The sequence below is a fragment of the Geodermatophilus sp. SYSU D00815 genome (assembly GCF_054050035.1).
Map to the genome: position 1 here is coordinate 1 of NZ_JBJGYO010000005.1, position 19485 is coordinate 19485.

Sequence of the window (19485 nt, forward strand, 5' to 3'; positions counted from 1 at the left end):
CCGACTGCGCGGTCAGGCCCAGCGCCTGGGCGACGGCGACCGACTCGGCGGAGCCGGCCTCGGCCTGCGCGGCCGGGTCGGCGCCGACGAGGACGTTGACCATGACCGCGCCGGCGGCGGCGACGCCGAGGTAGATGCTCGGCCGGCGGGCGGGGACGGTGAGCCGGCGGCGCGAGCGGGCGGTGGCGCGGCCGGGGGCGGGGGTGCGGGGATCCATGGGGAGAGGTGCTCCGAGGGGTGCGTGCGCAGCGCCGGGGTGCGACGAGCGGCGGCGGCTGCGGCGGGTGGGCGCAGGAACGGCGTCAGGGACGGCCGCGTGCGATCGACTGCGCGGGCGCACCCGGGGCCGGCGGTGCCGGCGCGAGCGGGGTCGTGCTGCGGTGCTGGGGGCACGCCATCGGGGCGGCGCTCCGTTCTTCCGACACGCCGCCTACCGAGTTAGCTGACGGGTTCGGGCGGGAAGCAGCCCTACCGGCCGGCGGGCCTCGAACGGCCCGCGGGCGGATTCACCCCAGTACTGCGGTGGGTCCCCGGCTCGCCCCGGAGGGCGACTCGGCGGCGCCCGCTCGGACTCCCCGGCGGGGACGTGACGACCGGTGCGGGCGGCAGCCACGGTAACGGCGTTATGCACTCGTGACAATCGCGGTGCGGGCGAACCGTCAGGTCGCGACCGGAGGTGTGAGCGACGTTACCGACCACTTCGGTCGGTTCCCCTACCGACTCGGTCGGGAGCCGCCGTACCGTCGACGCCGTGGCACGCCCGTTCCGGCAGCAGGTCGACGACGGGATCCTCGACCGGGCCGCCGCCCTGTTCGCCCGGCAGGGCTTCGCCAAGACCTCGCTGCAGGACGTCGCGGACGCCGTCGGGCTGTCGAAGGCCGGCCTGCTGCACCACTTCCCCAGCAAGGAGGCGCTGCACGAGGCCGTGCGCGCGCAGGCCGGCGCCCTCGGCCGGCGGGTGCTCGACCAGGTGCGCGACCAGGAGGAGGGCCCGGCGCGCGACCGGCAGGCGCTGGAGGTCCTGGTCGACGTCGCGCTGGCGCACCCCGGACTGGTGGCGCTGCTGCTGACCCCGGTCCTGCAGCTCGGTGCGGACGCCGAGCCGCCCGAGCTCGACGCCGCGAGCACCGCCGCGCTGCAGGCCTTCGGGGTGGACCCCGGGTGCACGCCGCCGGAGCGCACGGTCCGGGTCGTCGGCGCGCTCGCCGCGCTGGCGGTCCTCTCCATCGCCTCGCACCACGAGAACCGGACCACCGAGTGGCGGCGGCACATCGTCGCCACCTGCTTCGACGCGCTCGGCCACCGCCGCCCCGGCGCCGCTCTTCCCGACCCCGACCAGGTGGAGGCCTGATCCCATGGCTGTGCTGTTGTCCCGACTCGGTGCGTTCTCGCACCGGCACCGGGTGAGCGTGCTGCTCGTCTGGCTGGTCGTCCTGGTGGCCGGCGGCGCGGGAGCGGTCACGCTCGCCGGGGAGACGACGAGCAGCTTCTCGATCCCCGGGCAGGAGTCGACCACCGCCCTGGAGCGCATCGGCGAGGAGTTCGGCGGCGCCGGCGGCGGGGCGACCGCCCGGGTCGTGGTGCGGGCCGAGGACGGCCAGCCGCTGATCACGCCGCAGCACGTGGTCACCGTCGGTGAGCTGGTGACCCGGCTCGGCGCGCTGCCCGGGGTGGCCTCGGCCACCGACCCGCTGGACCCGGCCGCGCCGGCGATCAACGCCGACCAGGACACCGCCTACAGCACCGTCACCTACGACGCGGCCCCCGGCGAGGTGACCCCCGAGCAGCAGGACGCGCTGCTGGCCACCGTGGCCGACGCCCGCGCCTCCGGGCTGAGCGTCGAGGTCTCCGGCGAGGCGATCCAGGAGGTGCCGCACGTGGGCGGCCCGGCCGAGGCGATCGGCGTCGTCATCGCCCTGGTCGTCCTGGCGGTCACCTACGGCTCGCTGCTGGTCGCGGGCATGAACCTGCTGACCGCCGCCGTCGGCGTCGGCATCGGCGTCATGGGCATCACCGTCGCCACCGGGTTCACCGACCTGTCGTCGACCACGCCGATCCTGGCCGCGATGCTCGGCCTCGCCGTCGGCATCGACTACGCGCTGTTCATCGTCACGCGCTACCGCCAGGAGCTGCGCCACGGCGCCGCGGCCGGCACCGCCATCGCCACCGCCGTCGGCACGGCGGGGTCGGCCGTGGTCACCGCCGGCCTCACCGTGGTCATCGCGCTCGCCGGCCTGTTCGTCGTCGGCATCCCGTTCCTCACCCAGATGGGTCTCGCGGCGGCCGCCACGATCGTCGTCGCCGTCCTGGTGGCGCTGACCCTCGTGCCCGCGGTGCTGGGCTTCCTGGGCCTGCGCGCGCTGCCGAAGAAGCAGCGCGCCGCGGCGGCCGAGGGGACGGCGCCGGGGGCGGGGCGCGGCTTCCTCGCCGGCTGGGCGGGCACGGTCACCCGCCGGCGGGTGGTCTCGGTGCTGCTGACGGTCGTCGCCCTGGGGACGATCGCGGTGCCGTTCTTCTCCATGCAGACGACGCTGGTGCAGAACGCCCCCGAGGGCTCGACCCAGGCGCGGGCGCAGGAACTGCTCGCCGAGGGCTTCGGCGAGGGCTTCAACGGGCCGCTCACCGTCCTCTTCGAGGGCGACCGCGCGTCCACGGCCGCCGGGCAGCTGGTGGGGTCGGTCACCGCGCTCGACGACGTCGCCCTGGTCGCCCCGCCGGTCCCCAACGCCGACGACACCGCCGCCCTGCTGACCGTCGTCCCGGTGTCCGGGCCGACCGACCCGGACACCGAGCAGCTGGTGGCCGACCTGCGCGACCTGCTCGCCGGCACCGACGGCGTCGCGGCCTCGGTCACCGGGCAGACGGCGGTCAGCGTCGACGTGGCGCAGGCCCTCGACGACGCGCTGCCGGTGTACCTGGCGCTCGTCGTCGGGCTGGCCCTGGTGCTGCTCGTGCTCGTCTTCCGGTCGCTGCTGGTGCCGCTGGTGGGCGTGCTCGGCTTCCTGCTCACCGTGGGCGCGGCGCTGGGCGCCACCGTCGCGGTGTTCCAGTGGGGGTGGCTGGCCGGCGCGGTCAACCTCGACACGACCGGCCCGCTGATCAGCCTCACGCCGATCCTCGTGATCGGCATCCTGTTCGGGCTGGCGATGGACTACCAGATCTTCCTGGTGTCCCGCATGCACGAGGCCCACAGCCACGGCGTCGCGCCGCGCGAGGCGATCCGCACCGGGTTCCGCCAGGCCGCTCCGGTGGTGGTCGCGGCCGCGCTGATCATGTTCTCGGTGTTCGCGGGGTTCGTGCCCGCCGGCGAGCCGACGATCAAGTCGATCGCCTTCGCCCTGGCGATGGGCATCCTGTTCGACGCCTTCGTCGTCCGCATGGTGCTGGTGCCGGCCGCGCTGGCGCTGCTCGGCCGGGCCGCCTGGTGGCTGCCGCGCTGGCTGAGCTGGCTGCCGGTGCTCGACGTCGAGGGCGCGGCCCTGGAGAAGGCCGACCGCTCCCCCGAGGCGGAGCGGACGCCGGTCGGGGTCGCCGGGCGGTGACCGTCCGGCACGGCCCGTCCCGCTCCGGGGCGGGCCGTGCCGGGGTCAGAACCGGTCGGGGCCGAACGGCTCGAGCAGCGGGTCCCGGCGGCCGGTGAGCACCTCCTCGGCCAGCAGCTCCCCCGCGACCAGCCCGAGCGTCGCCCCGCTGTGCGTGAAGGCGACCCAGCAGCCGGGCACCCCGGGCAGCTGCCCCAGCACCGGCCGGCCGTCGCCGGGGACCGGTTTGCGGCCCACGCCGCAGGAGGCGGCGGTGAGCGCGGGGCCGCCGGCCAGCACCGCCGAGGCCTCCCGGAGCAGCCCCGCCACGGTGGCGTCCGGCACCTCGTACCCGCCGTCGGCCCGGCGGCGGACCTCCCGCTCCGACCAGGCGGCGTCGAGGACCAGCGTGCCGCCGGGCGCGGGCCGCACCGACACCCGCGGGGTGGTGAGCACCGCCCGCAGCCGGTGGTGCGCGGGCTCTGTGCGGACCAGCAGCGCGTCGGTGGTCGCGTCGGGGATCGCCCACCCCAGGGCGGCCGCGGCGGCCGGCACGTCGGGGCCGGTGGCGAGCACCGCGGCGTCCGCCGGCAGCAGGTCGCCCGCGCCCGTGCGCACGCCGGTCACCGCGCCGCCGGTGACCACGACGGCGCACCGCCCCGCCCCGGTGCGCACCCGCCCGCCGGCGGCGACCAGCTCGGCGGCCAGCCGCTCGACCAGCGCGGGCAGGTCGACCCAGCCCTCGTCAGGGGTGAGGAGGGCGCCGGAGCCGGGGACGGCCCGCGGGTCCACGCCGGGCACCCGGGCCGCCACCTCCTCCGGGCCGAGCCACTCCGCCGCGTACCCCGACCGCCGCAGGTGCTCGAACGTCCCCCGGGCGGCGTCGTCGTCGCTCCAGCGGAGCGCGCCGTCGAACCTCAGCCAGGTCGCGCACCCGCCGCCCGCGGCGAGGGCGCGGTAGCGCTCGAGCCCGCGCAGGCGCAGCCGGTGGTACTCCGGCGGGTAGCCGCCGGAGGAGTTCAGCCAGGACAGCGAGCGGCCGCTGGCGCCGCTGGCCAGGCCGGCCTCGGTGAGCAGGGTGACCCGGGCGCCGCGCTCGGCCAGCCGGGCCGCGGTGCAGACGCCGAGGACTCCCCCGCCGACGACCGCGACGCGCCGGGCCGGTGCGCTCAGTCGTCGTCCTCCTCGCCCTCGTCGTCGCCGGACTCCTCCTCCACCTGCTCCTGGCCCCCGCCGTCGTCCTCGGACCCGCCACCGCAGGCGGCGACGGTGAACGCGGAGGCGGCGACGGCCATCCCCGCCACGGCGGTGCGCCAGCGGGCGCGTCGGTACGTCATGGCCGTCGTGTGCCCGCCCGGGGCGGGTGGCACACCCGGCCTCGGGGACGACGGTCGAGGGCCACGCCCTCCCCCGGCGCCGGGCGCGCGGCTAGGAGGCGGCCGAGCGCGGGGCCAGGTGCAGACCGGGCGGCGGCAGGGTCGTGGCCAGCGTGGTGAGGGCCTCGTTGACCTGCTCGTTCATCCGCTGCAACGACGCGCGCGCGGCGTCGCGCCGGCGTTCCAGCTCGGCGATCTCCGCCTCGAGGCCCGCGAGGCGCTCGGCCGCCTGCGCCTCGGCCGCCTCGCGCTGCCGGCGGGAGGCCTCGTCGAGCCGCCGGATGCGCGCGGCCGCCTCGGCGTCCTCGCGCTCGCGCCGCTCGGCGGCCTGCTCGTCGAGCCGCGCGCGCTGCCGGGCGGCGTCGGCGTCGAGGCGGTGCCGCTCCTCGCCCGCGCGCTCCAGCAGCGCGGCGACCTCGGCCAGGGCCTGCTGCCGCGCCGCCGCGGCCTCGGCGCGGTGGCTCTCGGCCTCCTCGCGCACGCGGGCGGCGTCGGCCGCGGCCAGCTCGGTCAGCTCCCGGGCCCGCTGCTTCCAGGCCTCGGCCTCCTCCGCGGCGGTCGCGGTGATCTCGGCGGCCTCGTCCGCGGCCAGCTGCAGCATCGTGCCGATCCGGTCGGAGACGTGCGCCAGCTGCTGGGCGCCGGCCGAGCGCACCGACATCTGGCGGGCGAGCTGCAGCTCGGCCCAGCACCGGCCGTACCGCTGCAGCAGGTCGTCGGTCTCCCGGCGCGCGGCCAGCAGACCGGCCTCCGCCCAGCCGACGTAGTTGTCGACCTGGAGCCGCTCGTAGCCGAACAGGCGCCGCCGGAAGACCGGCCGGGTGCTGAGCATCTCGTCGAGATCGCCGGAGTAGTTCGGTCGCGGCTCGGGTGGGGCGGCGACCGCGGGAGCGGAGCCCGGGGGCTCCCCCGGCGTGTCGCGGCCGACGACGTCGAGCTGGTCGGTCATGGCGAGCCGCCTCCTCGCTCCGGCCGGGCCCTGGGATCGGGGTGGGCCCGGGCGCCGGGTCCTCGGGCTGTCGGTGATGCGGACGATCCCGCACCGGAGACCGCCGGCGACGCGATGGGGGCACCGCGCCCGCGGACACGCCCCGGGCGGCGCGACGAGTGCCGAGGGCGCCACCCACGGTGATCGCGTCCGGCCCGGGCCCCGGGCGTGCGACGGGGCCGTCAGCCGGCGTCGGCCCACGACCGCACGACCGCGACGTCGAGCGGGAAGTCGAGGGGGAACCGGCCGAACAGCAGCCGGCCGGCGCCGGCCGCGGCGGCCCGCACCTCCTCCGCGACCTGCTCGGCCAGGTGCTCGGGCGTGTGCACGACCACCTCGTCGTGCAGGAAGAAGGCGAGGTGCGGCCGCCGGTCGAGCGGGCCGCCGCCGCCGAGCCGCCAGAGCCGGTTGCGGAGGTCGGCCAGCCAGCACAGCGTCCACTCCGCGCCGGTGCCCTGGACGACGAAGTTGCGGGTGAAGCGCCCCCACGCGCGGCGGCGCCGGTCGCGGTCGGCGCGCGAGCCGTCCTCGTCGGGCGGCTCGCCGAGGCCCACCGCCCGCTCGGCCCACTCCCCCGACGGCAGCGGCGAGCCCCGGCCGAGCAGCGTGCGCACGACCTCGCCGCGCTCGCCGGCGCGGGCGGCGTCCTCCACCAGGGCGACGGCGCGGGGGTAGCGGCGGGCCAGCCGGGGCAGCACGCGGCCGCTCTCGCCCCGCGTGACGCCGTAGATGGCCCCCAGGACGCCCACCTTGGCCTCGGCCCGGGTGGCCACCACGCCGGCGTCGACCATGCCCTGGTACAGGTCGGCCGAGCGGGCCGCCCGGGCCAGCGCCGCGTCGCCGCTCATGCCCGCCAGCACCCGCGGCTCCAGCTGGGCGACGTCGGCCACGACCAGCCGCCAGCCGTCGTCGGCGACGGCGGCGGCCCGGACCTGGGCGGGGACCGACAGGGCGCCGCCGCCGTTGGACGCCCACCGCCCGGTGACCACCCCGCCGGGCACGAACACCGACCGGAAGCGGCCGTCGCGGACCCAGGTCTCGAGCCAGGCCCAGCCGTTGGCCGTGAGCAGGCGGGCGAGCTTCCTGTACGCGAGCAGCGCCGGCACGGCGGGGTGGTCGAGCTGCTCGAGGGTCCACGAGCGGGTGTCGTCGACGGCGAGCCCGGCGCCCTGCAGCGCGCGGAGCAGCTCGGCCGGCGAGTCGGGGTTGAGGTCGGGGACGGCGAGGGCGGCGCGGACCTCGCCCAGCCGCCGCTCGAGGGCCGCCGGCCGCTGCCCGGCCCGGGGCCGCGGCCCGAGCAGCTCGGTGAGCAGGTGGTCGTGGACGTTGGCCCGCCACGGCAGCCCGGTGTGCGTCATCTCGGCGGCCGCCAGCGCGCCCGAGGACTCGGCGGCCAGCAGCAGGCCCAGCCGCGCCGGGTCCGCGGACGCGGCGAGCGCCGCCTGCTGGCGCGCGTGCTCGGCGCCGGGGTCGAGCCGGTCGGCCGGGTCGGCCAGCGGGAAGAGCCCGGGGTCGCCGGGGGTGCCCGGCGCCAGCGCGTCCCAGCCGGGGGTCTCCCCGGCGGTCAGCAGCGCCTGGTCGACCAGCGGCGAGCGCCGCAGCACCGCGTGGGCCAGGCGCAGGTCGGTGCAGCGCTCCACCCGCACGCCGGCCGCCAGCAGGGCCGGGTACCAGCGCGCGGTGTCGTCCCAGATCCAGCGGACCGGCGCGGCCTCCTGCGCGCGCACGAAGGCGGGCAGCTCGCCGGCGGGCACCCGGGTCGCCCCGTCCGCCGGACCGTCGTCGGTCCAGTCGCGGGCCTCCACGCCGGCGGCGTCGTCGGCCCCGCCGAGCCGCCGGAGGAGGATGCGCCGCACCGCCGCAGTCTCGCCGACGGTGCCGACGGGCCGGTCAGGAACCGGTGGCGGCGGGCTCGCCCCAGAACTCGTCGACGGCGTACTGGTCGCGGCTGTGCAGCCACGACTCGGCGATCCTCCCGTCGCGCAGCCGCACCACGTGCGCGAGGTTGTTCTCCAGCGGCCGCTCGCGGTCGGGCCGGGTCGCGGTGTAGGTGCACAGGGCGACCCCCCACTCGCCGTCGTCGAGCACCCGGTGCAGGGTGAGGTCGAGCGTCCCGCCGCTCACCTCGGCGGCGTGGACGACGAAGCCGACGATGGCGTCGCGGCCCTCGTAGGTGCCGGTGTTGCTGCTGCGGCCGGGCACGTGCAGCACGGAGTCCTCGGTGAGGGCCTGCGCGGCCGTGGGCAGGTCCCCGGCCCTCAGGTGGTCGTACCAGTGGCGAAGCGCGGACATCGGGTCCTCCTCGAGTGGATGGCTCGGGTCGATGGCTCCCCCGTCATTTCGACGTAGAAATGATGACAGGACGTCGTTTCGACGTCAAACTGATTCTCGTGACAGCTCCGGCCGAGGACGCGGTGGACCAGATGGTGGCCCAGTGGCGCCGCGAGCGGGCCGACCTCGACCCCTCCTCCATGGCGCTGTTCGCCCGCCTCACCCGGGCGCACCTGGCGGCGTCGCGGGCGATCGACGCGACCCTGGACCGGCACGGGCTCAAGCGCGGGGAGTTCGACGTGCTGGCCTCGCTGCGGCGGGCCGCGGCGCCGTTCCGGCTCTCCCCCGGTGACCTCGCCCGCGCGATGGTGCTCTCGCCCGCGGCCACCACCCACCGCGTCCAGCTGCTGGAGGGCCGCGGGCTCGTGGTCCGCCGTCCCGACCCCGCCGACGGCCGCTACGGCGTCGTCGAGCTGACCGAGGCCGGCCGCGAGCTCGTCGACCGCGCCGTCGCCGACCACGTGGCCGGCCTCGACCGCATGCTGGCCGACGTGCCGCCGGCCGACCGCCAGCGCCTGACCGAGCTGCTCGCCGCCGTCGAGCGCGCGGCGGACGGCTGAACCGCGTCGGCTCCGCGGCGACCGGGCCGTGTCCTCGCCGGCGGCACGGCTCCCTCCCCTGGGGAGCACGCGTGCCCGCCGTCCAGCGGTCGGGGTCCCCGTGCGGTCCGCGCCACGCCAGGGGCGCCGCGGCGGCGCCGGCATCGTCCGGGAGGTGTGATCCGCGTCCCGGGACGCTCAAGGACCTCGCCCGATCGGCCGATGCCCCTGCCGTGAGCAGCACCGTTCGCGCGGACGCAGGGACGCTGGCGGCGTCCCTGGACGAGCTGGAGATCCGGTCCCGGCTCGACCGCGGGGGTCTCGAGGAGGACGCCGAGCGCGCCGCCGCCGCCGCGCGCGAGCTCGGCGACGCCGCGCTGGAGCTGCGCGCCCGGCTGGTCGGCGGCGACCTGCTCCGCCGGCGCGGGGACGTCGCCGCCGCCGGCCGGATCGCCCAGGCCGTGCACCGGTGGGCCACCGACAACGGCGCCCGGTACCTGCTCGCCCGCAGCTCGTTCGTGCTCGCCGCCGTCTTCCAGGAGCTCGGCGACCGCTCCCTCGCTCTCGAGCACGCGGTGCGGGCGGTGGACCTGCTCGACGAGGACGCGCCGGCGGCGCTGCGGATCGACCACCTCGGCCGGCTGGCCGACTGCCTGGGCCTGGACGGCGACGACGCGGCGCAGGAGCGCTACTCCGAGGTGCTGCGGCTGGCCGAGGAGCTCGGCGACGTCGACCGCCAGCTGCTGGTGCTCAACAACCGGGCCTACTGCGCGACGCTGCGCGGCCGCTTCGAGCCGGCCCTGGCCGACAGCATCCGGCTGCAGGAGCTCTCGGCGGCGCACGGCCTGCCCCTGCACGTCGGCCGGCTCGACACCGTGGCCCGCGCGCTCATGGGCCTGGGCCGGCTGGCGGAGGCGGAGGCGGTCCTGCTGCCCGGGCTGGCGCCGGAGGTGCTCGCCGCCTCCGACGACGGCGACGCCGGGGCGGACTTCCTGCTCACCCTCACCGAGGTGCGGCGGGGGCTGGGCGAGGTGGCCGCGGCGCAGGAGAGCCTCGACGAGTGCGTGCGCCGCTGCGAGCAGCACGGGCTGACCTCAATCCGGGTGCGCGCCCGGTGCGAGCAGGCGGAGCTGCACGCCGCCGCCGGCGACTTCCGGGCCGCCTACGAGGAGCACAAGCGCTACGTGGCGGCGCTGCTGGAGCTGCAGTCCGCGGAGCGGGACGCCCGGGCCCGCGCCGTGCACGCCATGTACGAGACCACCGAGGCGCGCAAGCAGAGCCGCCGCTACCGCGAGCTGTCCCTGCGCGACCCGCTGACCGGCCTGTACAACCGGCGCTACGTCGACGAGCAGCTGCCCGGACTGCTGCGCCGCGCCGCCGCCGTGGCGGCTCCCGTGACGGTCGCGCTGCTCGACGTCGACCACTTCAAGCGGGTCAACGACACCTGCTCGCACGAGGTCGGCGACCAGGTGCTGCGCACCGTGGGGGAGCTCCTCGAGCAGTTGGAGGCGCCCGAGGCCGGGACCGGCTCCTTCGTGGCGCGGATGGGCGGCGAGGAGTTCCTGCTCGTGCTCGTCGGCGATCCCGCCGAGGCGGTCGCCCACCTCGACGCCGTCCGCCGGGCCGTGGCCGGCCACCCCGCCTGGGGGCGGCTGACCGGGGGGCTGCCCGTCACCGTCAGCATCGGCGCCACCTGCGCGGCCGGCCCGGTCGCCGAGCCGCCGGTCGAGCTGCTGGGCCGGGCCGACCGGCACCTGTACCGCGCCAAGCGGGAGGGCCGCGACCGGGTGGTGGACGACCTGGTGCCGCTCCCGCACTGAGGCCGGTTGGCAGAACCTGACGAACGGGGCTGCCGAGTTCGACAGCGGAGGTCCTCCCGCACGCGCGGGTGGGCTGCCGATCGTTGGGACATGTCCGTCCGGCTCGTGACAGCGCTGTCCGCGACCGAACCACGGGTCGCCCCCCGGCCGTCGTCGTCCCCCTGGTGGCGCACGGCGGCGGTGTACCAGGTCTACCTGCGGTCCTTCGCCGACAGCGACGGCGACGGCATCGGCGACCTGGCCGGCCTGCGGTCCCGCCTGCCCTACCTGAGCTGGCTGGGCGTCGACGCCCTGTGGATCAACCCCCACTACCCCTCGGGCGGGGCGGATGGCGGCTACGACGTCGTCGACTACCGCGCGGTCGACCCCGACTACGGCGACGTCGCCGACCTCGAGGAGCTGGTGGCCGACGCCCGCCGGCTGGGCCTGCGGGTGATCCTCGACGTCGTCCCCAACCACACCTCCGACCGGCACCCCTGGTTCCAGCGGGCGCTGGCCGACCCCGCCTCCCCCGAGGCGGCCCGCTACCACTTCGCCCCGCCGTCGGCCGAGCCGCCGAACAACTGGCAGTCGCTCTTCGGCGGACCGGCGTGGTCGCGCACCCCGGACGGCCGGTGGTACCTGCACCTCTTCGCGCCGGAGCAGCCCGACCTGAACTGGCGCGACCCGGCCGTGGCCGCCGACTTCGAGCGGACGCTGCGCTTCTGGCTCGACCGCGGGGTGAGCGGCTTCCGCGTCGACGTCGCCTACGGGCTGTTCAAGGACGCCGCGCTGCGGGACAACCCCGGCGCCTACTCCCCCACCCTGTTCGGGCACGGTCCGGAGCAGGCCATGACCTGGAACCAGCCCGAGGTGCACGACGTCTGGCGCCGCTGGCGGGCGATCTGCGACGAGTACCCCGACACGATGCTGGTCGGCGAGGTCTGCCTGGCCGACCTCGAGCAGGTGGCGCTGTACTCGCGGCCCGACGAGCTGCACCAGTCGTTCTCCTTCCGGCTGCTGAAGTCCCCGTGGTCGGCGGAGGCCTTCGCCGACGGCGTGCGCACCGCGCTGGACGCCTTCGGCACGGTCGGCGCGCCGGTGTCGTGGGTGCTGGGCAACCACGACAAGGACCGCCTGGTCACCCGCTTCGGCGGCGGCGCCGTCGGCGAGGCCCGGGCGCGGGCCGCCGCCCTGCTGCTGCTGGCCCTGCCGGGCTCCCCGTACGTCTACGCCGGCGACGAGCTGGGGCTGCCGCAGGCCACCGTGCCGGACGCGGCCAAGAAGGACCCGATCTTCTTCCGCAGCGGCGGCGCCCGGGCCGGCCGCGACGGCTGCCGGGTCCCCATGCCGTGGAACTCCTCGGCCGGCGTGGGGTTCTCGCCGAAGGGGTCGGCCGAGCCGTGGCTGCCGATCCCGTCGGCGTGGCGGCGGTACGCGGTGTCGCGGCAGAGCAGGGACGACGGCTCGATGCTGCAGCTGTACCGGCGGGCGCTGGCGCTGCGCAGCGAGCACCCGGCCCTGGGTTCGGGCGAGGCCACCGTGAGCCGCCGCGACGACGTCCTGACGATCCGCTGCACCGGCGAGGGGCGCACCGTCCGCGTGGTCCTGAACATGGGCACGGAGACGGCGCTGGTCCGCTCGTCCGGCACGGTGCTGCTCGCCTCGGCCGCGCACGTGCACGCCTCGGGCGGCAGCGTCGCGCTCCCGCCGGACAGCGCGGTCTGGCTGGAGGACTGAGCGCGCCTCCTCCGCGGTGATCTTCGGCAGGTGGCCGCCCCCGCCGGCGCGTCGGCCGGCCACGTGCCGGTGATCGGCGGCGGACCGGGCGGGCAGACTGGGGGCGTGGCCCCCCGACGCTGCCCCTGCGGCACCGGACTGCCCTACGCCGGGTGCTGCGGCCGGCTGCACGACGGCGGCGCGACCGCGGCCACCGCCGAGCAGCTCATGCGCTCCCGGTACAGCGCCTTCGCCGTCGGCGACCCGGCGTACCTGCTGGCGACCTGGCACCCGTCCACCCGGCCGCGGACGCTCGAGCTCGACCCGGCGGTCCGCTGGACCGGGCTCGACGTGCTGGCCACGTCCGGGGGCTCCCTGCTCGAGGCGGAGGGGGTCGTCGAGTTCCGGGCCTCGTACGTGGCCGGGGGCACGGCCGGCGCCCAGCACGAGCGCAGCCGGTTCGTCCGGGAGGACGGCCGGTGGTGCTACCTCGACGGCGTCGCGCGCTGAGCGGGGCTCGCGGGCGGGACCGCGGCCGGGCACGGCTCAGGCGCTGACGTCCTCGTGGGTGTTCACGCCGGGGATCCGGCGGACCGACCCCCACCCGAAGCGGGCCCAGACCACGAGCAGCGCGGCGCCGGCGAGCGAGCCGAGGGTGTCGCGGACCAGGTCGCCGTTGGTGTCGTCGTTGTCCTCGGAGAGGTCGGTGCCGAACCAGGCGTCGGAGCGCCACTCCCAGATCTCCCACAGCGCCCCGATCGCGATGCCCAGCGCCGCGGTGACGACCGCGATGCCGGCGTAGTGCCGCAGGTGCGTCTCGTCGCGCGGGTCGGGGACGACGTCGAGCCGGGCCAGCGCGATGTAGACCACCGGCGCGGTGAGCAGCGGCAGCGTCACGTGCACCAGGTCGTCGAACCGGACGAACCGGTCGTAGAGCCCGAACGTCTCGCCGAAGCCCTGCAGCGCCATCGCCGCGGTCAGCGACAGGTCGTACACCCGCGGCAGGTTCACGAACCGCGCCAGCAGCGTCACGGCGCCGAGGCCGGCCAGCAGCGCGGCGTCAGCGGTCCGGCCGGCGACCGCGTAGGCCACCGCGCCGGCCAGGATGACCAGCCGCAGGACGTCGATGCCGTCGCGCACCACCGGCGTCCAGTCGCCGAGCACCAGCGTCCGACCGTCCACGCCGTGCCCGTACCCGGAGCCCGGCGACCTGCACGCCGCGCCGCCGCGGCGCCCGCCGGCCCGGTCGGCGGGCGCCCGCACGGTCGCCGTGGAGCGGCGGGATGTCGGTGCGACCTGCGACGATGCCCCCGTGCTGCTCGCCGACGTCCTCGCCGCCTCCGCCGCGGTCGCGGCCACGCGGTCCCGCACGGCGAAGGCGGGGACCATCGCCGACCTGCTCCGGCGGGCGGCGCCCGACGAGGTGCGGCCGGTCACCGCCTGGCTGTCCGGCGAGACCCTGCAGGCGCGGCTGGGTGTCGGCTGGCGCACCCTCTCCCGCCTCGCGCACGACCCCGCGCCCGGGCCGTCGCTGACCGTGGCCGCGGTCGACGCCGTCCTCGACGAGCTGGCCGCCACCACCGGGCCCGGCTCCACGGCCCGGCGCGAGGAGCTGCTGGCCGGGCTGTTCGGGGCCGCCACGGCCGACGAGCAGGGGTTCCTCGTCCGGCTGCTCGCCGGCGACCTGCGGCAGGGCGCCCTGGAGGGGGTGGTGCTCGACGCCGTCGTCGCCGCCGCCGGGGTGCCGGCCGAGACGGTGCGGCGGGCGTTCATGCTCTCGGGCAGCCTGCCCGGCACCGCGGCCGCCGCGCTGGACGGCGCCGCCGCCGCGCTGGAGGGGGTGCGCCTGCAGGTCGGCCGCCCGCTGCGGCCGATGCTGGCCAGCCCCGGCTCGTCGCTCGACGGCGCGCTCGCCGACCTCGGCGCCGACGTCACCGTCGAGTACAAGCTCGACGGCGCCCGCATCCAGGTGCACCGCGACGGTGACCAGGTCCGGGTCTGGACCCGCACGCTGCGCGAGGTCACCGAGGCGGTGCCCGAGCTCGTGGCCCGGGTCCGCGCGCTGCCCTGCACGACCGCCGTCCTCGACGGCGAGACCCTCGCCCTGGACGACGACGGCCGACCGCGGGCCTTCCAGGACACGATGAGCCGCTTCGGCAGCGCGGCGACGGAGGCGGTGCTGCTCAGCCCGTTCTTCTTCGACCTGCTGCACATCGACGGCCGCGACCTGCTCGACGAGCCGCTGCACGTGCGCCTCGACGCCCTCGCCGGGCTGCTCGCCGACGAGCAGCACGCCCCGCTGCGCATGCCCGGCGTGCGCTCCCCCGAACCCGGGCAGGCCGCCGGGGTGCTGGCCGACGCGCTCGCCGCCGGCCACGAGGGCGTCGTCGTCAAGTCGCTCGGCGCCCCGTACGCCGCCGGCCGGCGCGGCAGGGCGTGGCAGAAGGTCAAGCCCGTCCACACCCTCGACCTGGTGGTGATCGGCGCGGAGTGGGGCTACGGGCGGCGGTCGGGGAAGCTGTCGAACATCCACGTCGGCGCCCGCGACCCCGACGGCGGCGAGCCGGTGATGGTCGGCAAGACGTTCAAGGGCATGACCGACGAGCTGCTGGAGTGGCAGACGCGGACGTTCCCCGAGCTCGCCCGCGAACGGCCGCCGTGGGGCGTGCTGCTGCGGCCCGAGCTGGTGGTCGAGATCGCGCTCGACGGCGCCCAGCGCAGCCCCCGCTACCCCGGGGGCCTGGCGCTGCGCTTCGCCCGGGTGGTCCGCTACCGGCCCGACAAGACGCCGGCCGAGGCCGACACGCTCGACGCCGTCCGGGCCCTGCTGGCCGGGGAGGCTCAGGCCACCGCGTAGCGGGTGTAGGTCACCCCGTTGCGGAAGGACGCCGTCTCGACCAGCCGCAGCGCCGGCAGCTCGACCCCGTCGGGGAACAGCCGCCGGCCGCGCCCCTGCACCGCCGGGTAGGTGAACAGCCGGTACTCGTCGACCAGCCCGGCGCGGATCAGCGCGTGGCAGAGCGTGATGCTCCCGGTCACGACGACGTCCTGACCGGGCAGCTGCTTGAGCGCCCGCACCTGCTCGACCGGGTCGCCGGAGAGCACGGTGGTCGGCTCCCAGCCCGGGTCGGTGAGCGTCGAGGAGACGACGTACTTCTGCACCCGGTTCAGGTAGTCGGTGATGCCGGTGGGGTCGTCGGTCTGCGCCGGCCAGTAGCCGCGCAGGTCCTCGAACGTCCGCCGCCCCACGAGGAAGGCGTCGGCGGTGCTGTCCTGCCGGCGCACCTCGGCCAGCAGGTCGGAGGTGTCGGTCTGGTCCGACGGGGCGAACCAGTCCCCGAGCATCTCGATCGAGCCGTCGACGGTCACGTTCTGGGTGATCGCGAGGGTGCGCATGCAGGGTGGACCGGCCGAGCCGGCCGCACTCATCGCCGGCTCAGTCGTCGACCGGTCCGGGGTGGGCCAGGTCCTCCGGCAACGGGATCCCCGGGTCGTAGACCTCCGGCGCCCGGCCGTCGGCGACGGCGGCCCGGGCGTCGGCCAGGCCGAACCGGTCGCGCACCCGGTCGAGGAAGTGCGGCTGGTGGAGGCGGACCAGCGTCGCCCGCTGCCGGGCGCCGTGGACGTTGACCCAGTCACCGGGGTCGAGCACCCCGGTGAGCTGGCCGTCGATGCTGACCGCCACCTGCCCCGACCGGGCCAGCACCCGCAGGCCGATCCGGTGGTTGGCGGCCAGCACCAGGCTGCGGTCGAACACCATGTGCGGCGCCACCGGGGTGAACACCAGCGCGTCGAGGTCCGGCGAGAGCACCGGCCCGCCGGCGGCGAAGCTGTAGGCGGTCGAGCCGGTGGCGGTGGCGATGATGAGCGCGTCGGCCGAGTACGAGGCGAACAGCCGGCTGTCGACGTAGACGGCGATGCTGGCCTGCCGGTCGCGGGCCAGCTTCTCGAAGACGATGTCGTTGAGCGCCCGCACGTCCAGCGGCACGCCCCAGCCGAAGGTCTCGGGGTCCGGCCGCACGTCCGGCGGCGGCAGCGCCGGCCCCCGGCCGTAGCGCAGCAGCGCGTCGATGCCGGCCGGGATCTCCAGCGGGCGGGAGGCGCGCATCGTCAGCGTCATCCGCCGGTCGAGGACGACGTCGCCGGCGAGCACCGCCTCGAGCGCCTCCTCCAGCCGGCCGACCTCGACCTCGGTGAGGAACCCGACCCGCCCGACGTCGACGCCGAGCACCATCGCGCCGGCCGCCGCGGCCACCCGTGCACCGCGCAGGAACGTGCCGTCGCCGCCGACGGTGACCACGAGGTCGGGCTCGCCGGCGATCTCCGCCTCCTCGCCGGCGGTGTGCCGGGAGCCCTCGCCCCAGACGTCGACGTCGGTGCAGGGCAGCCCCCGCGGGGGGGGGCCCCCCGGCCCCCCCCCCCCCCCCCCCCCGCCCCCCCCGCCCCCCCCCCCCCCCCCCCCCCCCCCCCCCCCCCCCCCCACCCGCGCGGCCGCGTCGCGGGCCGCCTCCTTGCCGGTGTGCACGACGAGGCCGATCCGGTGGACGGTCACCGGCCCAGTCTGCCGCGCGGCGGGCCTACGGCCGGGCGGCGCCGTGGGTGAAGGAGAGCCGGACGGTCGTGCCCCCCTCCCCGGTGGCCAGGGCGACGTCGTCGGCGAGGCTCCAGGCCAGCCACATCCCGCGGCCGGCCTCGGCGTCCGGCGGCGGCGGGACGTAGGCCCGCAGCTCGTCGGGCAGGCCGGGCCCGATGTCGGAGACCTCGACGACGAGGGTGTCGTGGTCGGTCCAGTAGGCGACGCGGGCGTACGGCGCGACCCGCAGCGCGTTGACCACGAGCTCGTGCGCCGCCAGGACGACGTCGTCGCGCCGGTCGGACCAGGGGCCGCCGTCCACCGCGTGCGCGAGCTCGGTGCGCGCCTCGTGCGGGGCAGTCACGGTGCCCAGCACGGAGTGCCCGGGGCGCTCGACCCAGCGGGGCCGCGCCGCGCGCAGGAACTGCCGCGGTTCCTCGTACGCCGGGGAGGGCACCGGCCCGCCGTCGCCCCAGACGAGCGGGTGGGTGCGCACGACGGCGTCGAGGACGTCGTCGGGCAGCCGCTGCCGGTCGTGCAGGCACAGGCTGTAGTACGGCAGATCGGCGTAGCAGTCGTTGGCGACGGCCTCGAAGCGGCTCCACTCCCGGCCGTCCTCACGGGCCAGCCACACCGGCTCGGCGGCCAGCCGCCACGACGGGACCGAGGCCCGCAGCGCCCGCAGGTCGCGGTCGTAGGCCTGCAGCGTGCCGTGCCCGCCGCGCCACCAGGTCTCGGCCGGCGCGAACGCGGCCAGCCGGGCCACGTCGGCGCCGAGCCGGTCCGCGAGCACCGTGCGCACCCGCTCGCCCGCGACGACCAGCACCGGCTCGTCGCGGGAGAGGCCCTCCGCGACGAAGGGCAGCACGCGCTCGGCGAGCTCGTCGTCGGTGGCGAACAGGAAGGCCTCGTGCGCGAAGGCCGTGCCGTCCCACCCGCCGGTGGGGCTGATCGTGGTCATGCGGACACCTCCGCCGGGGCGCCCGCTGTGTTCGGGACGGCCACGTCCGGAACGCTACGCCTGCCGGGACGCGTCGGCTGCCGCACCGGTGCCGACTGGCGCCGGCCCGTGGGGGTATCCCACGACCGTGACCGAGTACGTCGACGTCACCGTGCCGCTCGTGCCCGGGCGGGTGCCGCTGTACCCGGGCGACACCGAGCTGGAGGTCCGCCGCCGCCGGTCCCGGGCCGACGGCGACCCGGCCACCGTCTCGTCGCTCACCTGCTCGCTGCACTGCGGCACGCACGTCGACGGGCCGGTGCACTTCCTCGACGGGCGCGCCGGGGTCGAGAGCGTCGGGATCGAGACCCTCGTCGGGCCGGCGTGGGTGGCCGACGCCACCGCGGTCGCCGGGGTCCTCGACGCCGCGGCCCTGGCCCGGGTCGACGTCCCCGACGAGGCGGAGCGGGTGCTGTTCCGCACGGCCAACTCGCAGCTGTGGGACGCCCCGCGGTTCGTCGAGGACTTCGTCGCCGTCGCGCCGGACGCCGCGGCGGCGCTGGTGCGGCGCGGCGTCCGGCTGGTGGGCATCGACTACCTGTCGATCGCGCCCTACGCCGACCCCGCACCGACGCACGAGGCGCTCCTGGACGGCGGCGTGACGGTGCTCGAGACGCTCGACCTGCGGGCGGTCGAGCCGGGCTGGTGGACGCTGACCTGCCTGCCGTTGCGCATCCCGGGCGCCGACGGCGCGCCGGCGCGGGCGGTCCTCAGCCGGTGACGGTGCGCCCGCGCCCCGCTCCCTCCCGGCCCAGCAACGCCGACAGGACGTCCCCGGCCCCGGTCCAGAGCAGCGCCCCACCGGCGTCCTCGACCACGTGGCGCCGCGAGCCGGGGATGCGGCGGTGCAGCCGCTCGCCCAGGTCGGGTGAGTGGACGGGGCTGGTGTCCAGGCGGCCGTACCAGAGGTCGACCGGGACGGCGATCTCGCCCGGGTCGAACGGCCACCGGGTCATGGACAGGACGGTGTCGCGGACGTAGCCGTCCGGGCCCTGGGCGAACGCCTCCTCCAGGGCCCGCCGGTAGGCCGCCGCGAACGCCGGCTCCCGGTAGACGGCCAGGTCGGCGGGCCCGCTGGTGGCCGCGACCATCGCCGCCATCGCGTCGGGGTCGGCGAGGCCGGCGAACGCGGCCGCGGCCGCGTCGGGGTCGGCGGCGCACAGGTCCACCAGCCGGGCGACGTCCGGCACGAGGTCGCGCCGGACGTCGGGCGCGGCGAGCTCGTCGGTCCCGGCCACCACGGCCAGCCCGCCGAGCACCCCCGCCGCGGCCCACGCCAGGGCGGCCGGGGCGCCCTGCGAGAACGCCACGGCCGGCGGGCGGCCCAGCTCGCGCAGCCGGACGACCTCGGCCACGTCCGCGGCCCAGCCGAGCAGGTCGCGGCCGGGGCGGGGGTCGGAGGCGCCCAGCCCCGGGCGGTCGAGCGACACCAGCCGCACGCCGAGCCGGTCGACGACGTCCGCGCCGAAGCCGAGCCACCTGCTGGTCGCGGCACCCGGGCTGAGCAGGACCGGTCGGCCGTCCTCGGGGCCCCACTCGCTCCACGCCACCCGGCGACCGTCCGGCAGGCGGCTGGTGCCGAGGCGGCGCGGTGGCTCGATGCCGAGCACGGGAGGACCTCCGGGCGGTCGTGCGGTTC

At 77.3% G+C, this 19485-nt stretch carries 18 protein-coding genes, 1 pseudogene and 1 riboswitch; of the genes and pseudogenes, 8 read left to right on the forward strand and 11 right to left on the reverse strand.

All coding sequences use genetic code 11. The features are described 5' to 3' along the window. Positions 1–217 (reverse strand): annotated as a pseudogene (locus ACI78S_RS07355) (hypothetical protein); the annotation flags it as partial. 196 nt (positions 218–413) lie between these two features. Then, positions 414–568, reverse strand: a riboswitch (cyclic di-AMP (ydaO/yuaA leader). A gap of 183 nt (positions 569–751) precedes the next feature. On the opposite strand from ACI78S_RS07355, the gene ACI78S_RS07360 reads away from it, so the two are divergent. Continuing rightward, positions 752–1351: a TetR/AcrR family transcriptional regulator gene (locus ACI78S_RS07360; protein ID WP_456971705.1), complete on the forward strand. Its 600-nt coding sequence runs from the start codon at positions 752–754 to the stop codon at positions 1349–1351. Positions 1352–1403: 52 nt separating this feature from the next. Continuing rightward, a complete protein-coding gene (locus ACI78S_RS07365; RefSeq protein ID WP_456971707.1) occupies positions 1404–3542 on the forward strand; it encodes an MMPL family transporter in 2139 nt (712 codons plus the stop codon). Between the two features lie 45 nt (positions 3543–3587). Here the strand turns inward: ACI78S_RS07365 and ACI78S_RS07370 are convergent, their stop codons facing one another. From ACI78S_RS07370 to ACI78S_RS07390, 5 genes are all read right to left on the reverse strand, one after another. Beyond that, on the reverse strand, positions 3588–4694 hold the full coding sequence (locus tag ACI78S_RS07370) for an NAD(P)/FAD-dependent oxidoreductase (protein WP_456972219.1): 1107 nt from the start codon (positions 4692–4694) through the stop codon (positions 3588–3590). Further along, entirely contained in the window at positions 4691–4858 is a 168-nt protein-coding gene (locus ACI78S_RS07375) for a hypothetical protein (RefSeq protein ID WP_456971709.1), read from the reverse strand. The genes ACI78S_RS07370 and ACI78S_RS07375 overlap by 4 nt, the downstream gene beginning before the upstream one ends. Positions 4859–4949: 91 nt before the next feature. Further along, entirely contained in the window at positions 4950–5846 is an 897-nt protein-coding gene (locus ACI78S_RS07380; RefSeq protein WP_456971710.1) for a hypothetical protein, read from the reverse strand. Between the two features lie 221 nt (positions 5847–6067). Further along, the gene (locus ACI78S_RS07385; RefSeq protein WP_456971712.1) at positions 6068–7741 is read right to left on the reverse strand and encodes a bifunctional 3'-5' exonuclease/DNA polymerase; all 1674 of its coding nucleotides are present in this window, start codon (positions 7739–7741) and stop codon (positions 6068–6070) included. Between the two features lie 34 nt (positions 7742–7775). After that, entirely contained in the window at positions 7776–8177 is a 402-nt protein-coding gene (locus ACI78S_RS07390; RefSeq protein WP_456971714.1) for a nuclear transport factor 2 family protein, read from the reverse strand. Positions 8178–8275: 98 nt separating this feature from the next. Between ACI78S_RS07390 and ACI78S_RS07395 the strand changes: the two genes are divergently transcribed. From ACI78S_RS07395 to ACI78S_RS07410, 4 genes are all read left to right on the forward strand, one after another. After that, a complete protein-coding gene (locus tag ACI78S_RS07395; protein ID WP_456971716.1) occupies positions 8276–8776 on the forward strand; it encodes a MarR family winged helix-turn-helix transcriptional regulator in 501 nt (166 codons plus the stop codon). A gap of 212 nt (positions 8777–8988) precedes the next feature. Next, the gene (locus ACI78S_RS07400) at positions 8989–10575 is read left to right on the forward strand and encodes a diguanylate cyclase (RefSeq protein WP_456971718.1); all 1587 of its coding nucleotides are present in this window, start codon (positions 8989–8991) and stop codon (positions 10573–10575) included. 90 nt (positions 10576–10665) lie between these two features. Then, entirely contained in the window at positions 10666–12294 is a 1629-nt protein-coding gene (locus tag ACI78S_RS07405) for a glycoside hydrolase family 13 protein (RefSeq protein WP_456971720.1), read from the forward strand. Positions 12295–12399: 105 nt separating this feature from the next. Then, entirely contained in the window at positions 12400–12783 is a 384-nt protein-coding gene (locus tag ACI78S_RS07410; protein ID WP_456971722.1) for a YchJ family protein, read from the forward strand. Positions 12784–12819: 36 nt separating this feature from the next. Here ACI78S_RS07410 and ACI78S_RS07415 read toward each other — a convergent pair whose 3' ends face one another. After that, the gene (locus ACI78S_RS07415; protein ID WP_456971724.1) at positions 12820–13455 is read right to left on the reverse strand and encodes a hypothetical protein; all 636 of its coding nucleotides are present in this window, start codon (positions 13453–13455) and stop codon (positions 12820–12822) included. A gap of 130 nt (positions 13456–13585) precedes the next feature. Here ACI78S_RS07415 and ACI78S_RS07420 point away from each other — a divergent pair, with 130 nt between their 5' ends. Then, a complete protein-coding gene (locus tag ACI78S_RS07420; RefSeq protein WP_456971726.1) occupies positions 13586–15130 on the forward strand; it encodes an ATP-dependent DNA ligase in 1545 nt (514 codons plus the stop codon). Here the strand turns inward: ACI78S_RS07420 and ACI78S_RS07425 are convergent. The 3 genes from ACI78S_RS07425 to ACI78S_RS07435 are packed head-to-tail and all read right to left on the reverse strand — an operon-like array spanning position 15115 to position 17807. Then, the gene (locus tag ACI78S_RS07425) at positions 15115–15669 is read right to left on the reverse strand and encodes a dihydrofolate reductase family protein (protein WP_456971728.1); all 555 of its coding nucleotides are present in this window, start codon (positions 15667–15669) and stop codon (positions 15115–15117) included. The genes ACI78S_RS07420 and ACI78S_RS07425 overlap by 16 nt on opposite strands. A 40-nt stretch (positions 15670–15709) precedes the next feature. Beyond that, positions 15710–16825, reverse strand: a complete 1116-nt coding sequence (locus ACI78S_RS07430) for an NAD(+)/NADH kinase (protein ID WP_456971730.1) — start codon at positions 16823–16825, stop codon at positions 15710–15712. A 25-nt stretch (positions 16826–16850) separates the two neighbouring features. After that, on the reverse strand, positions 16851–17807 hold the full coding sequence (locus ACI78S_RS07435; protein WP_456971732.1) for an anti-sigma factor RsbA family regulatory protein: 957 nt from the start codon (positions 17805–17807) through the stop codon (positions 16851–16853). A gap of 127 nt (positions 17808–17934) precedes the next feature. On the opposite strand from ACI78S_RS07435, the gene ACI78S_RS07440 reads away from it, so the two are divergent. Then, positions 17935–18567 (forward strand): cyclase family protein, encoded by a 633-nt coding sequence (locus tag ACI78S_RS07440; RefSeq protein WP_456971734.1) that lies wholly within the window; start codon positions 17935–17937, stop codon positions 18565–18567. Here the strand turns inward: ACI78S_RS07440 and ACI78S_RS07445 are convergent. After that, a complete protein-coding gene (locus tag ACI78S_RS07445) occupies positions 18557–19456 on the reverse strand; it encodes an alpha/beta fold hydrolase (protein ID WP_456971736.1) in 900 nt (299 codons plus the stop codon). The two genes, ACI78S_RS07440 and ACI78S_RS07445, sit on opposite strands and share 11 nt — an antisense overlap. Between the last annotated feature and the right edge of the window lie 29 nt (positions 19457–19485).